The 13,823-nt window shown below is 73.2% G+C and carries 14 protein-coding genes; 7 read left to right on the forward strand and 7 right to left on the reverse strand.

Annotated features, from left to right (window positions below; genetic code table 11):
* Positions 1–165: 165 nt before the first annotated feature.
* The 3 genes from ACFVXJ_RS04185 to ACFVXJ_RS04195 are packed head-to-tail and all read right to left on the reverse strand — an operon-like array spanning position 166 to position 2,972.
* The gene (locus ACFVXJ_RS04185; RefSeq protein ID WP_389658243.1) at positions 166–945 is read right to left on the reverse strand and encodes an Ig-like domain-containing protein; all 780 of its coding nucleotides are present in this window, start codon (positions 943–945) and stop codon (positions 166–168) included.
* Positions 828–1,862: a glycine-rich protein gene (locus ACFVXJ_RS04190; RefSeq protein WP_389658628.1), complete on the reverse strand. Its 1,035-nt coding sequence runs from the start codon at positions 1,860–1,862 to the stop codon at positions 828–830. The genes ACFVXJ_RS04185 and ACFVXJ_RS04190 overlap by 118 nt, the downstream gene beginning before the upstream one ends.
* Positions 1,863–1,892: 30 nt before the next feature.
* Entirely contained in the window at positions 1,893–2,972 is a 1,080-nt protein-coding gene (locus tag ACFVXJ_RS04195) for a hypothetical protein (protein WP_389658246.1), read from the reverse strand.
* Between the two features lie 352 nt (positions 2,973–3,324).
* Between ACFVXJ_RS04195 and ACFVXJ_RS04200 the strand changes: the two genes are divergently transcribed.
* Together ACFVXJ_RS04200 and ACFVXJ_RS04205 are read left to right on the forward strand one after the other, a co-directional pair.
* Positions 3,325–4,110, forward strand: coding sequence for a molybdopterin-dependent oxidoreductase (locus tag ACFVXJ_RS04200; RefSeq protein ID WP_389658249.1), 786 nt, complete (start codon positions 3,325–3,327; stop codon positions 4,108–4,110).
* Positions 4,094–4,705, forward strand: coding sequence for a cytochrome b/b6 domain-containing protein (locus tag ACFVXJ_RS04205; RefSeq protein ID WP_389658252.1), 612 nt, complete (start codon positions 4,094–4,096; stop codon positions 4,703–4,705). The genes ACFVXJ_RS04200 and ACFVXJ_RS04205 overlap by 17 nt, the downstream gene beginning before the upstream one ends.
* A 112-nt stretch (positions 4,706–4,817) precedes the next feature.
* Here ACFVXJ_RS04205 and ACFVXJ_RS04210 read toward each other — a convergent pair whose 3' ends face one another.
* Complete coding sequence (locus ACFVXJ_RS04210) at positions 4,818–6,386, reverse strand: hypothetical protein (RefSeq protein ID WP_389658255.1); 1,569 nt, start codon at positions 6,384–6,386, stop codon at positions 4,818–4,820.
* A gap of 163 nt (positions 6,387–6,549) precedes the next feature.
* Positions 6,550–6,744 carry a hypothetical protein gene (locus tag ACFVXJ_RS04215; protein WP_361314974.1) on the reverse strand — a complete coding sequence of 65 codons (195 nt, stop codon included), beginning with the start codon at positions 6,742–6,744 and terminating at the stop codon, positions 6,550–6,552.
* A gap of 189 nt (positions 6,745–6,933) precedes the next feature.
* Here ACFVXJ_RS04215 and ACFVXJ_RS04220 point away from each other — a divergent pair, with 189 nt between their 5' ends.
* Together ACFVXJ_RS04220 and ACFVXJ_RS04225 are read left to right on the forward strand one after the other, a co-directional pair.
* Positions 6,934–7,893, forward strand: a complete 960-nt coding sequence (locus ACFVXJ_RS04220; RefSeq protein WP_389658258.1) for a fibronectin type III domain-containing protein — start codon at positions 6,934–6,936, stop codon at positions 7,891–7,893.
* A 214-nt stretch (positions 7,894–8,107) separates the two neighbouring features.
* Positions 8,108–10,060 carry an ATP-binding protein gene (locus tag ACFVXJ_RS04225; RefSeq protein WP_389658261.1) on the forward strand — a complete coding sequence of 651 codons (1,953 nt, stop codon included), beginning with the start codon at positions 8,108–8,110 and terminating at the stop codon, positions 10,058–10,060.
* Between the two features lie 158 nt (positions 10,061–10,218).
* Here ACFVXJ_RS04225 and ACFVXJ_RS04230 read toward each other — a convergent pair whose 3' ends face one another.
* Positions 10,219–10,404: a DUF5999 family protein gene (locus tag ACFVXJ_RS04230; RefSeq protein ID WP_136211506.1), complete on the reverse strand. Its 186-nt coding sequence runs from the start codon at positions 10,402–10,404 to the stop codon at positions 10,219–10,221.
* Between the two features lie 155 nt (positions 10,405–10,559).
* Between ACFVXJ_RS04230 and ACFVXJ_RS04235 the strand changes: the two genes are divergently transcribed.
* Together ACFVXJ_RS04235 and ACFVXJ_RS04240 are read left to right on the forward strand one after the other, a co-directional pair.
* Positions 10,560–10,997, forward strand: coding sequence for an SRPBCC family protein (locus tag ACFVXJ_RS04235; RefSeq protein WP_389658265.1), 438 nt, complete (start codon positions 10,560–10,562; stop codon positions 10,995–10,997).
* A 66-nt stretch (positions 10,998–11,063) separates the two neighbouring features.
* Positions 11,064–11,657: a hypothetical protein gene (locus ACFVXJ_RS04240; protein ID WP_389658268.1), complete on the forward strand. Its 594-nt coding sequence runs from the start codon at positions 11,064–11,066 to the stop codon at positions 11,655–11,657.
* Positions 11,658–11,719: 62 nt separating this feature from the next.
* Here the strand turns inward: ACFVXJ_RS04240 and ACFVXJ_RS04245 are convergent, their stop codons facing one another.
* Positions 11,720–12,949, reverse strand: a complete 1,230-nt coding sequence (locus ACFVXJ_RS04245) for an acyl-CoA dehydrogenase family protein (protein ID WP_389658271.1) — start codon at positions 12,947–12,949, stop codon at positions 11,720–11,722.
* A 216-nt stretch (positions 12,950–13,165) separates the two neighbouring features.
* On the opposite strand from ACFVXJ_RS04245, the gene ACFVXJ_RS04250 reads away from it, so the two are divergent.
* Positions 13,166–13,810: a TetR family transcriptional regulator gene (locus ACFVXJ_RS04250; RefSeq protein WP_389658274.1), complete on the forward strand. Its 645-nt coding sequence runs from the start codon at positions 13,166–13,168 to the stop codon at positions 13,808–13,810.
* Positions 13,811–13,823 lie beyond the last annotated feature (13 nt).

Genomic DNA, 13,823 nt, shown 5'->3' on the forward strand with positions numbered 1-13,823 from the left:
CTCCTGACGCCGCGTTGACGGCAGGCGGCCCCGCGCTGACGGACTTCTTACGCGGACGGTCGCCCCGGCGGGTTCACCCTGCCGGGTGGGGGTCGACCCGTGCCGGGCGGAGGCGACCACCCCTGCCCGGCACGTCCCGCCGGCCGCGACCGGCGCCGGTCCGGCTCAGCGGCACTGGCCGGATCGGGGCCCTGTGACGGTGTTGTCCGTAAGCCGCGGCGCCGGCGCGTTGCCCTCGCAGCGCAGGGGGCCGGTGACCTGGTTGCCCTGGAACGCCACTCCCCCGGCGTTGGCGTCCAGGCTCACGGGACCCGTGATCCGGTTGCCGCCGCACGCCGACGCGTCCGCGCCGCCGTCGTCGTCGGAACCGAGCAGCACCTGGCCGGTGCTGTCCCGTACGGCGAGGGGGCCGGTCAGCCGAGACCGGCAGACGGTGAGGGCGCGGGCGCCGTCCACCGAGACCGGGCCGGTGATCTCGGCGTCCAGGACGGCCAACGCACCGCCCGGCCGTGCGGTGACCGGGCCGGACTGCCTGGCACCGGCGGACAGGCAGACGGCCTGGTCGGCGCCAACCGTCAGGGGGCCGGAGCGGTTCGCGGTGACGCAGGGACCGCTGAAGCCGACCGTGACGTCGGCCGGGGCCTCCGTGGTGCTCGCCACGTCGGCCGCGTCCCCGCCGTAGGAGGCGGTGAGGGCGTGCGGTCCGGGTCGGAGCGCGCCGGTGCCGAACGACGCCCGACCGTCCGTCAGCGGGACGGTCGCCAGCGGCCGCGTTCCGTCGAAGAAGGTGACGGACCCGGTCGGGGCGGCCGCCGGGTTCGCCGGCGTCACGGTGGCGGTGAGGGTGACGGGGTGTCCGAACAGCGGGGTGGTGGTGTCGGCGGTGAGAGTGGTCGCCGTCCCGTAGCGGAACGAGACGACCGCCTTGCCGTCGCCGTGGCGCACTCCGGAGACGAGGGTGACCCCGGTGGCGGCGGGGGCCGCGAAGCTGCTGCCCCCGCCGCCGCCCGCGGCGTAGAGGTTGCCCGGGTTTCCGCCGCCGGAGCCGCCGCCACCACCGAAGTAGCCGCCGCCTCCGCCGCCGCCGCCGTTGCCTCCCCGGGCTCCGTTGCCGCCGGTACCACCGCTGCCGGGGTTGGGCAGGCCGGTGTTCTGGTCGGTGTCGCTCGCGTTGCCGCCGGGCGCGCCGAGCGGGGAGGTCCGTACGCCGGTGCCCGGTGCGGTCTGGGTGCCGCCCGTGCCGCCGATTCCGGAGCCGCCGGCCCGCCGCCGTCGCCGCCGGACTCGGCGGTGAGGCCGCCGCCGTCGCCTCCGCGCAGCAGCGGCCCGCCGTTGCCGGCGCCTCCGCCGCCGCCCGCGACGAGGACGCGGTCGGCCCGGCCGAATCCGTCGGCGCGTACGTCCGAACCACCGCCGCCGGAGCCTCCGCCGCCGTGCGCCCCACCGCCGCCGGACCCGTGGCCGTAGCCGCCGAGGCGGGCGAATTCGCCGTGCCGGGAAGAGCCCGGGATTCCGGCGGCGCCCAGGGTGATCCGCAGGTTCTGACCCTGGGTCACGGACAGGGTCGCCCGGGTCTCGCCGCCGAGGCCGCCGCGGGCTCCGGTGTTCGGCGGGTTGGGGTCGACGTAGCCGGCCGCGCTGCCGCCTTCCGCGCCGAACAGGTCGATGTCGACGGCACTCACGCCCCGGGGCACCGTGAAGGTGTCCGTGCCCGGCGCCGTGTAGACGCAGGAGGGCGCGTCGGCGGTGAAGGCGCCGGCGGCGCCGCACGGGCCGTCCGCGGCGAGGGTGTCGGCGGTCGCGGTGAGGGGGGTGGCCAGGGCCGCCAGGAGGCCGCCTGCCCCCAGGAGCGCCAGCGCCATGGTCCTGCTCTTCGTTCTGTCGTGCACGGCTCAGACTCCGTCGTTGGCGCAGAGGGCCCACGCGTCGGTGTACGTGCTCGGCGAACTGCCGCCGCCGGTGTGGGCGTAGCCGGTCCAGTAGGCGGTCGTGGTGGCGCCGTCCGCGACCGGGCTGCCGCCGGAGTCGCTGGGGTAGTCGCCGTTGAGGTGGTCACCGGGCGAACCCGGTCCGGTGAAGTCGGTGGTGGTGACGCTGCCTCCGCTGACGGCGGCGCCGCCGCTGATCAGCTTGCCGTCGTTGCCGGAGCAGCCCGCGGTCGCGCTCTGGCCGGCGGTGGCCGCGGTGGGGCCGCTCACCTCGGTGAAGCGGACGGTCACGGTCGCGCCGCCGACGTTGATGCCGTTCCCGCTACAGATGGCGTAGGCGTAGGTTTCGTTGCTCGTGCCGCCGCCACCGCCGTTCCAACCCACCGCCGTCCAGGAGTCGGGGTTGGTCTCGCCGTTCGCGGCGGCCTTCCGACCGTAATCGTGGGCCGCGTTGTCGAAGGTCGGGAAGCTCGCGATCGGCTTGAGGCTGCCGACATCGGCGGGGGTAATCCGGGCGCCGCCGCCCAGCAGGCGGGTGTTGGCCGGGCAGCCGGCGGTGACCAGGCCCACGGTCGAGGCGGAGGTGGGTCCGGCGACCTTGTTCATGACCACCTGGGTGTGGTTGATCAGGTTGCTGCTGAAACACATCGCGTACGGGGTGGAGGAGAACGAGGCGTTGACGGCGCCGCCGCTGCCGCCGATGCCGAGCCAGTGCGTGACGTCCGTGCCGACGACGCCGGTCGAACCGGTGTACTCGGTGGTGCCGTCGGGGCTCGGCGAAGTGCCGTTGATCTTGTTGCCGTTGGACGAGGTGCCGGTGCCGATGGCCTGGTTGATGCCACCGCCGGCGACGAGTCCGGTGAAACAGTCCGCGTGGGTCGATATCTCGGCGAAGGCGGCGGCCGGGCCGGAGGTGGCTCCGGGCGTCTTGACGGTCACGCCCACGGTGTTGGCGTACGCGGTCGCCTGGACGGCCAAGGCCAGTGCGGCGCCGATGACGAGCGCCTTCCCGGTGACACGGCGGAGCAAAAGCCCCTTGATCATGGATTCTCCCTTGTGGGATGCGCGGCGGGGAACGCGGCACGGCGGGGTGTGCGGGAGCGCCGTGAACGCGGAGGTGCCGAACGCGCGCGGTGAGGGCGGCCGAGCCGGGGTCGGCCCGCTGGGGAGGGGCCCCGGGATGGCGGGGCCGGATACGGAACGGCCGGTTCGCCGCCCTCACCTGCATTGTGCCTGCGGACTCAAACAGGCTCCTTACATCGCATCTACGGCGCGAACACATGCTCTCCGGTAGCACGTGCCGTTACCGCCGAAGAGCAGCCGGAGGATGTGACGGAAGTCTGACGGCGCGCCCTCGCCCCTGGTGGCGGGGGCGGTTCGGTGGTCGAATCAGCGCGTGAGCACAGAGCAGACCGGTCCGCCGCCGCCATCCGGAAACGACCCCGATCCCGGCCCTGATCCCGGCCCAGACCCCGATGCGACCGGCGCGCCGGTCGGTCGGCGGCTGATCCTCGGCATGGTCGGACTCGGCGCCACCTCGCTGCTGGCCGCGCCCGTGCTGCGGCGCGGCGTCGAGACCGCGCTTGGCGCGGCCGCCGACAAGGATCCGACGGGGCTCACGGAACTCCTCCCCAACGGCGGCGGGTTCCGCTACTACTCGGTCGCCTCCTCCGTCCCCGAACGCGGCCCCGCGGACTACCGGCTGACCGTCGACGGTCTGGTCGAGCGACCGGCCACGTACGACCTCGACGCGCTACGGCGGCTCCCGCAGACCCGCGTGGTCCGCGATGTCCAGTGCGTCACCGGCTGGCGGGTGCCGGGTACCCCATTCGAGGGCGTCCCGGTGTCCCGGCTGCTCGACGCCGCCGGGGTGCGACCGAACGCGCGGGCCATCCGGTTCAGCTGCTTCGACGGCGCCTACACCGAGAGCCTCACGCTCCCGCAGGTCCGCCGGGACGACGTCATGGTGGCCCTGCGCATGCGCGACGAGCCACTGGACCACTCCCACGGCGGGCCGGCGCGGCTGTACGTGGCCCCCATGTACTTCTACAAGTCCGCGAAGTGGCTCTCGGGCATCACCGTCACCGACGAGGTGGAGCCGGGGTACTGGGAGCGGCTCGGGTACGACGTCGACGCGTGGGTCGGCACATCGAACGGACGCGACGATGCCCCTACGGTCTGAAACCGCCGAGCGGGTCCACCGGTTCGGCGCCGCCCAGCGTTGGGTCCACCGGGGCACGGCCGCACTGATGGGCGTGTGCGTGGCGTCCGCCGGATGCCTCTACCTGCCGCCGCTCGCGGAGCTGGTGGGGCGCCGCCACCTGGTGGTCACGGTCCACGAGTGGTCCGGGACGCTGCTGGTGGTCCCGGTCCTGGCCGGCCTGGCATCCCGCGCCGTACGCGCCGACCTCGGCCGCCTCGGGCGGTTCGGCCCGCACGACCGGGTCTGGCTGCGCGGCGCCCTGCGACGGGGTCGGGAGCGGCCCGCCGGGAAGTTCAACGCCGGGCAGAAGCTGTACGCGGGCTGGCTGGCCGGGGCGGTCCTGGTCATGCTGGGCACCGGGCTGTCGATGTGGCTGACCGGGCTCGCCCCGCTGGTGCTGCGGACCGGTGCCACGTTCGTCCACGACTGGCTGGCCCTGACCCTGGGCGTCGTCCTCGCCGGGCACATCCGCATGGCCCTGCTCGATCCGGAGGCCCGGCGCGGCCTGCGCACCGGCTCCGTCGACCGGAGGTGGGCGGAGCGCGAGCATCCGCTGTGGCGGCACGACGGGTGACGGGCTGCGCTCCGGCGGCGGCGCCACCGCGCGGCGCCACCCCGATCCGCCGTCGCGCAGTCCCGCCCGCGGGCGGTCCCGTCCGAGCCCGGTCCCGCCCGAGCCCGTCCCGTCAGCTCCCGTCGCGCACCGCGACGATGCCGTTGAAGACGCCGACGTAGGCCGTACCGTCGGGGCCGAGGGTGATCGGCGCCCAGTTGTTGTCGTACAGGGGGCCGGTACCGGTCAGTTGCCGCCAGCGGCGCTCACCGGTGCGGAAGTCCACGGCGGTCAGGTACCAGGCGTCGATACCCCAGGCGTTGGGCTCCTTCTCGTAGAAGTAGAGCAGCCCGTTGCCGGTGGACAGTTTGGGTACGACGGAGGGCGAACGGACGGCGCTCTGCCAGACCGTGTCGCAGCCGCTGCCGTCGGGACGGACGTCGATGCGGCTGACTCCGCCGACGACCGACTTGCCGAGCAGCAGGCTGGAGGGGTTCTCGTAGCCGTAGTTGTTCTCGACGACGAGGCTGTTGCCCCAGGTGATCAGGGAGTTGTCGGTGGTGGAGGCGCCGGAACCGAACACGGGCACCTTGCAGACCAGTCGCCGGTCCGCCGGGACGTCCGCGCCCCGCCGGTAGACCAGTACGTTCATCCGGTCGTCGGCGTTGTCGGTGATGGCGACGTAACCGTCACCGAAGAGGTCCGGTGTGGTGCCGGAACCCTGGTTGACGGAGCCGGGTTTGGTCCCGGTCCCGCGGTCGTAGATCTGGCGCCACTGTGCCTCGGGGGTGCCGTCCGCGGCGGCGCGGAAGCCGTAGAGCGCGTGGTCGGTGACGATGGACACCCCGTCCTCGGCGACCGAGAAGGAGTTCTGGATCTCCTCGCCGTCCAGGCGGACGGATCGGATCTTCGAGGTCGTCGGGTCCACGGTGCCCACGCGGCCCTGTCGGGTGACCCACCAGATGCGGCCGTTCCAGTCGGGCATCACGGAGGTGACGGGGTCGCATGTGCCGCTGGGCCACAGGTTGGTCCAGCCGACGCAGTCGTGCGGGACCTGGCCGGTGAGGTCCCAGTCGGCGTCGACGGTGAACTTCCAGGTGCCGTCGGGGTTCTGGGAGTGGGCGAGGCGCAGGACGTGCTGGCGCGAGTCGGCCAGCACGGCCCGGTCCTGGTTGTCCAGGTAGAAGTAGGCGCCGCCCGAGGTGTCCTTGAAGATCTTGGAGAAGTCGAGGGTGGTGATCGCCTCGACGGTGGAGGAGCGCTGCGGGAGTTGGTGTTCGGCGAGCGTGGCCAGGGTCCGCGGGTCGAGCAGCTTGACCTTGAAGCCGGAGGAGGTGCCGCAGACGGTGACCAGGCGGCCGGCCGAGTCGAAGGTGGCGGTCGCGCATTCGCCGCCGAGAGCGGCGATCTTCTCACTGGTCACCTTCGGGTTCCTGCCGAGCGGGCCGGACCAGGGCGAGGTGGCGCTGCCGGCGGCGTCGGAATGCATGCCGCTGCGGCCGTTGGGCGCGAGGTAGGGGTGCTGCGGCGGCGCCTCACCGGGCAGCGGGAGGGCGCCGGCCGGGCTGCCGTCGTACTGGCTGACCAGGCGATGGCCGGGGGCCTTGGGTATCTCCTCCGCCTGCGCCGGGGAGATCCCGTACATCGCCACGAACACGGCGACGGCGGGGATCACGGCGCAGTTCAGCGCTCTTCGGAACATCCGGACGTCCTCGATTCCTATGGGTTCTCATCGGTTTCCGCCGGTTCTGCTGACACCACGTCTGATACCGCGCCGCCGCCAGACGCTAGGTCGAACCGTCGGAGGAGTCCATGGAGGAGCCGGATGATTCACGAACGCGCAACAGTCGATCACCCCCGCCGGGTCAGGGGTCGAGGCCGGAGACCACGTTCGCCGTGGCGGCGAGACCGCTGTGGATGGTCGCGGCGATGCTGCTGCTCGCGAGGTAGAAGCCGAGCAGGACACAGACGAGGGCGTGGGAGAACTTGAGACCGCCGCCCCGCAGGAAGATCCAGGCGAGGACGAGGAGCAGGACGATCACGGAGAGGGAAATCACCATCGAAGCCTCCTTCGGGCGCCGCCATGGTGGCGCAGCGGAGGGGCCCCCGGGGTGAAACACGCGTCGGCCGTACGGGTGTTGACCCTGCGTGACCCTCGCGAGGCGGATGACGCACGGGACTTGCCCGGTCCCGGCAGCCCATGCCATATATGTCTAGACCTTTACGAGCCCGCGGCGGAAGGCGCTCCCGTGCGACAGCCCGCGCGACACCCCTGGGGCCGGACCACCACCGCGCTCTGCCTCTGCGCGGCCCTGGCCGCCTGCTCGGGCGGCGCCGAGCCTCCCGGCGCCCCGGTCGACATCACCGCCCAGGCGGGTAGCGCCACTTCGGTCCACGTGATGTGGGAGCCGGCCGCCGCCGGGGCACCGGTGACGGGATACCAGGTGTTCCAGGGCGACCGGCTGATCCGGAACCTGCCCGCCGACAAGACGATGGTGGACATCACCGGGCTCAGCCCGCTCACCTCCTACGCCTTCACCGTCCGGGCCGAGGACGCCGGCGGGCACCGCTCCGCCCGCAGTGCGGCCGCCCGCGTCACCACCCCGGCCGCGCGGGCGGAGGACCACCGACCCCCCACCACCCCGACCACCACCACCGGCCGCGCCGACGGGCCCCGCGCGGCCCGGCTGACCTGGGCCCCGGCCGACGACGACACGGGGGTGACCGCGTACGACATCTACCAGGGCGGTGTCCGCGTCCACACGACCGGCCCCGGCGAGACCACCACCGCCCTGACCGGCCTCCAGCCCGGGACCCGCTACGAGTTCACCGTCCGGGCCCGGGACGGATCCGACAACACCTCCCCGGACGGCCCGGTCGCCGAGGTGACCACACCGTCCGATCCGGGGCAGGGGCCGGACACGGCGCCCTCCGACTTCACGGCGGTCGCGTCCCCGGGCACCGTCACCCTGTCCTGGACCGCGCCCGACACCGGGCACGAAACCGACGAGTACCAGCTGTACGTCAACGGGCAGCCCGTCACCGTCATCCGGTTCGGAGCCGGAGCGGTTCCGCGCGGCAGGGTGGAGCACCGGCTGACCGTGACCGAGCCGGCCGGTACGGTCTGGTCCCTGAAACTGCGGGCCAGACTGCCCGACGGCAACTGGGGCGCTTTCACCCCGGAGCGGCGGACCGTCCTCGTCCGCTGAGCGATCCACTTGAGATCCGGTGGTGATTCTGGCGTGAACGGCATGGCCACGAAAGAAGATCACGCACAATACATCCGTGTTCGGTGAGTACTCGGTCAACAACAGTCAGGCACCCTCCGCAGGTGGGGCCCCTGAGCCGGCCTCTCGCGCCGTGGCGGGAAACCTGCCGCCGGAATCGGCGGGGTTCATCGGCCGGGAGCGTGAACTGAACGATTTGCGAGCGCTTTTGGACATGGGGCGGCTGGTCACCCTGACGGGGGTGGGCGGAGTCGGCAAGTCCCGGCTCGCCCTCCGCGCCGCCTCGACCGGCCGGCCCCGGCCCGACGGGATCTGGTGGGTCGAGCTGTCACCGCTGCGCGATCCCGGCCTGCTCACCACCACCGTGGCGCAGGCCGTGGGGCTCGCGGGCCACTCCCCGCGCCCCCTCGACGAGGAACTCTGCGCGTGGATGGCCGACAAGGAACTGCTCCTGGTTCTGGACACCTGCGAGCACCTGATCCCCGCGTGCCGCCACCTCGTCGGCGAACTGCTCCAGTCCGCGCCCGGGTTGACGGTGCTCGTCACCTCGCGCGAACCGCTGGGCAGTCCGCGCGAGATGGTCTTCGAGGTGTGCCCCCTGCCGTACGAGGCACCGGACAGCGACGCCCTCGCCCTGTTCCGCGCCCGCGCCGTCGCGGTGATGCCGGAGGCCGCGGACGCGTTCCTGGATCCCGAACGGGCTCTGCTGGCAGCCGAGGTGTGCCGCCGGCTCGACGGGATCCCGCTCGCCCTGGAACTGGCGGGCGCGCGGATGCGGATGTGGACGCTGGAGCAGATGGTCAGCCGGCTGGACGCCCGGTTCGAGGTGCTGACCGACGCCCGGGCGCTGCTGCCGCGCCACCAGACCCTGCGGACCGCGATCGGCTGGAGCCACGAACTGTGCGAGCCGGTGGAGCGGTTGCTGTGGGCCCGACTGTCCGTGTTCACCGGCGACTTCGACGTGGCCGCCGCCCGGACGGTCTGCGCGGGCGGTCCCCTGCCCGCCGCCCGCGTGGAGCGGGTGCTGGCCGGACTGGTCGCGAAGTCCGTGGTCCGGCGCACCGAGGAGCGCGGCGCGGGCGCCCGCTACCGGATGCTGGACACGATCCGCGAGTACGGGCGCGACTGGCTGGCCGAACTCGGGGAGCTGCGCGCCGTCGCGGACCGGCACGCCCACTGGTACGCGGCCCTGTGCCACGCGGCGGAACGGGGTTGGATGGGGCCGGGACAGGTGGACTGGTACCGCAGGATGAGCGCCGAGCACGCGCAGCTGCGGACCGCCCTGGAGCACCTGCTGGGCACCGACCCGGAGGCGGCCCAGGAGATGGCCGGGGCGCTGTGGTTCTTCTGGTTCGCCTGCGGGCACGTCCACGAGGGCCGCGCCTTCCTGGAACGGGCGCTCGCGGCCGGTCCGCGCACGGGCCCCGCGTACACCCAGGCGGTGTGGGCGCTGGGGCTCACCGCCCTCCTCCAGGGCGACATGGGCACGGCCGTGGAGCTCGGCCGGCGGTGCGCCCGCGAGGCGTCCCGGCTCGGGGACCCCGAACCGGAGCTGCGGGCCGCCTATCTGCACGCGGTGGCGGTGATGATGCCGGGGGACCCGGTGGGGGCGCTCGGGCTGGCGGGACCGCGGGCGCGGGCGGCCCACGGCGGCCGCACCGACGGGACGGGCCGGCTGCTGTGCCGGCTGGCCTCCGGCTTCGCGCTGTGCGACGAGCGGCGGTTCGAAGAGGCCGCCGAGGAGGCGCGGGGGCTGCGCGAGGCGTGCGCGGCGCTGGGTGAGCGGTGGCTCCGCGCCTACGCCGATTACATCCTGGCGGTCGCGGCGCTGGGAGTCGGCGACCACGGGGAGGCGGCCCGGCACGCACGGGCCATGCTGTCCGGGAAGCGACTGCTGGGCGACCGCTTCGGCATCGCTCTCGGCCTCGATCTGCTCGCGGCGGCCGTGGCGGGGCTGGGCGACGGGGAACTCGCGGCGCGACTGCTGGGCACCGGGCACGCGTGGTGGCGCACCGTGGGGCGCCCGCAGATGGGCTCCCCGTCACTGACGGCGCTACGGGACGAGGGCGAGCGGCGGGCCCGCGCCGCGATCGGCGACGCCGCGTACGAGCGCGCGTTCCGGGGCGGCGCGGCGGCGGCGACCGCCTGACCGCGCGCCCGTGGGCACCCCGTCTCCCGGACCGGCGGCGGGCGGGCCGCCGTCAGTACGGGAGGGGCCTGCCCGACGGGGTGCGCAGGTCCAGGTCTCGGGGGGCGGGCTTGGGGACGGGCTTGCGGATCAGCTGCTGGCGCATGCTGCCTCCTGGCTCAGACCAGGGCCGGTCGGCGGGGTTCCACCGTGCGGCCGTCGGGGAGCAGCTCCCCGGTGTCGTCGAAGACCACCAGACCGTTGCAGAGCAGGCTCCATCCCTGTTCGGGGTGGAAGGCCACGGTGCGGGCAGCGTCGTGATCGGCGCTGTCGGCGGACGGGCAGGGGGGCTGGTGGGAGCACATGGCGCACCTCCTCGCAGTGTGGGGCGGGAGGGCCGGTGGTCACCCGGTCGAATCCGCGATCCACGGTGGCGGTGAGTATTACTGATCGCCGCCCCCTGACGGAACCCATATTCGCGGTCGAGTTCACGGTGTGTATGCCCGATTACCATGCGCTCATGCCCCCGATCCGGATCGTTCACCGCACCTCCCTCCCCGCGCCCGAGGCGTGGCGGAGGTTGACGGACTGGACGCGCCACGGGTCCCAGGTCCCCTTGACCCGGACGACGGTCGAAACGGTGCCGCCCACCCGCGTGGGGACGCGCTTCACGGCGCGTACCGGGGTGGGGAGGGTCACTTTCGACGACCCGATGGAAGTCACCGTCTGGCAGCCCCCGACGGCGGATTCGGCGGGGCGGGTGCGCCTCGTCAAGCGGGGCCGCGTGGTCCTGGGGTGGGCGGAGATCGAGGTCCGGCCGCTGGAGCCGGCCGGCGCGGAGGTGCGGTGGCGGGAGGACCTGCGGGTACGGGGGCTCGGGCGGCCCTTCGACCCGCTCGTGGCGGCGGCCGGCCGACTGCTGTTCGGCCGCGCCCTCTCCCGGTTGCTGGGTTCCTGACAAGTGGGGCTAGGGTGCCGTGATCACCGCGCCCGGTGATCACGTCACGTCTCCAGGGGGACCTCCATGGCCACTCCGCCACCGCCGCAGCAGGGCGCCGCCCCGCAGAACCCGTACGGCATGCCGCCGCAGCAGGGCGCGGCCCCGCAGCACAATCCGTACGCGATGCCCCATCAGCCACAGCCGCAGCCGCAGCCGCAGGGGGCTCCGTACGGGAACCCCTACGCCGCCTACCAGCAGCAGCCGCAGCACGCCGGACAGCCCGGGTACGCCTGCCGCTGCTGCGGGGCCCGACCGGCCGCGCCGGGCACCGTGCGCGGACACCAGGGTCTGTTGGTGATGATGCGGTTCCTGAGCACGCACGGCCCGTTCTGCCGGGACTGCGGTACCTCGATCGTGCGCGACATGTCGGCGAAGACCCTGTGGCAGGGCTGGTGGGGCCCGGCGTCCTTGTTCATCACGCCGCTGACGGTGCTGATCAACCTCGTGCCGCGCTCCGCGTTCCGCAAGCTCGCCCCTCCGGTGGGCGGTTTCCGGCCCCCGCTCGACCCGGGCAAGCCGCTCTGGCAGCGGCCGCCCGCGCTGATCATCGCGACACCGATGGTCTTGGTCGCCCTGTCGATCGTCGCCCTCGTCGTGATCGGCGCCGCGACGGGCTGAACGCCGACCGCCCCCGTCGCCGCTCGAAGACGCGGGGACGGGGGCGGCCGGAGGCGCGAGGACTAGCGGATGGGCATCCCCGAGATCGTCCGGGCGATCACGAGGCGCTGGATCTCGCTCGTGCCCTCGAAGATGGTGTAGATCGCGCTGTCCCGGTGCATGCGCTCCACCGGGTACTCCCGGGTGAAACCGTTCCCGCCGAGGATCTGGACCGCCTGGGAGGTGACCTTCTTGGCGACCTCGCTCGCGAAGAGCTTGGACATCGAGCCCTCCGCCGAGGTGAACGGCTTGCCCGCGACGGCCATCCACGAGGCCCGCCACACCAGCAGCCGGGCCGCGTCGATCTGCGTGCGCATGTCGGCGAGCTGGAAGGCCACACCCTGGTTGTCGATGATCGGACGGCCGAACTGGGTCCGGGTCTTGGCGTAGTCGAGGGCGACCTCGTAGGCGGCGCGCGCGGTGCCGACGGCCATGGCGCCCACGGCCGGCCGGGACGCCTCGAAGGTGGCCATGGCCGCGTTCTTCAGCCGCTCGCCGCCGCCCGCCTTGGCCCGCTCACGGGCGCGGGCGAGGCGCTCGTCCAGCTTCTCCTTCCCACCGAGCAGGCAGGAGCCGGGGACGCGGCAGTCCTCCAGGACCACCTCGGCGGTGTGCGAGGCGCGGATGCCGTGCTTCTTGAACTTCTGCCCCTGCGACAGGCCCGGCGTGTTCGGCGGCACGATGAAGGAGGCGTGGCCCTTCGTCCCGAGTTCGGGGTCGACCACGGCGACGACGATGTGGACGTTGGCGATGCCGCCGTTGGTCGCCCAGGTCTTGGTGCCGTTCAGGACCCACTCGTCCTTGGCCTCGTCGTAGACGGCGCGGGTGCGCATGGCCCCCACGTCGGAGCCGGCGTCCGGCTCGGAGGAGCAGAACGCGGCGACCTTGACGTCGGTCGCGTCGCCGTACATCTGCGGAATCCAGGTGCCGATCTGCTCCTCCGTGCCGTTGGCGAGGACGCCGATGGCCGCGAGGCCGGTGCCGACGATCGACAGGGCGATGCCGGCGTCGCCCCAGAAGAGTTCCTCCATCGCCATGGGGATGCCGAGACCGGTCGGGTCGAAGAACTGCTGGGCGTAGAAGTCGAGGGAGTAGATGCCGACCTTGGCGGCCTCCTGGATGACGGGCCAGGGAGTCTCTTCGCGTTCGTCCCACTCGGCGGCCGCGGGCCGGATCACATCGGCGGCGAAACCGTGGATCCAGTCACGCACCTGCTTCTGGTCGTCGTTGAGCTCCATGGTGAACTCCGCCATGTCCCCTCCAGCTGTCTCGCGTACCCGTGCCGTTCACCGGCAGGCCGTTACCTGCGGTAACCAGCCACGGCGGCCCAGTCTGTTACCGACGAGTAAGCACTGTCAAGCGGGGCCCGGACCGGCCACCGGACCGCCGCCGGTCGATCGCCACGGTGTGCGGGGTGTTACGTTGCGTGGGCGTCACGCACATCGCAAGGGCGGGGAGAGAAACACGTCATGGAGACCACGCAGCAGGCCGGCGAACCGGGAGCGGCCGAGCGCCGACGGCGGGAGCTGCTCGAAGCGGCCGACCGCGTCGTGCTCAGGGACGGCCCCAAAGCCTCGATGAACGCCATCGCCGCGGAGGCGGGCATCACCAAGCCCATCCTCTACCGGCACTTCGGCGACAAGGCCGGCCTCTACCAGGCCCTCGCCGTCCGGCACACCGACGCCCTGTTGGACTCCCTGCGGGCCGCCCTGGACGCCCCGGCCGAGCGGCGCAGCCGGGTCGAGTCCACCCTCGACACCTACCTCGCGGCCATCGAGGCCCGGCCCCAGGTGTACCGGTTCCTCATGCACCCGGCGGAGGACTCGCAGTCCGCGGAGCGCGGCTTCGACGTCGGCCTGCACTCGGCCCCGCTGCTGCGCCGCCTGGGCGAGGAGCTGGCCCAGGTCATCGGCGAACGCGTGGACCTCGGTCCGGGCGGCGAACGCCTGGCCCGGGTGTGGGGCCACGGCATCGTCGGCATGATGCACGCGGCGGGCGACTGGTGGCTCGGCGAACGTCCCTGTGAGCGCGCCGAGTTGGTGGCCGGGCTCACGGACCTGCTGTGGGGGCGCCTGGCCACGGCGGGCAACCGCGTGGGCGGCCCCGGATTCTGAGCGCCGCCCGACT

The sequence above is a fragment of the Streptomyces sp. NPDC058279 genome (assembly GCF_042881255.1).
GTDB lineage: Bacteria > Actinomycetota > Actinomycetes > Streptomycetales > Streptomycetaceae > Streptomyces.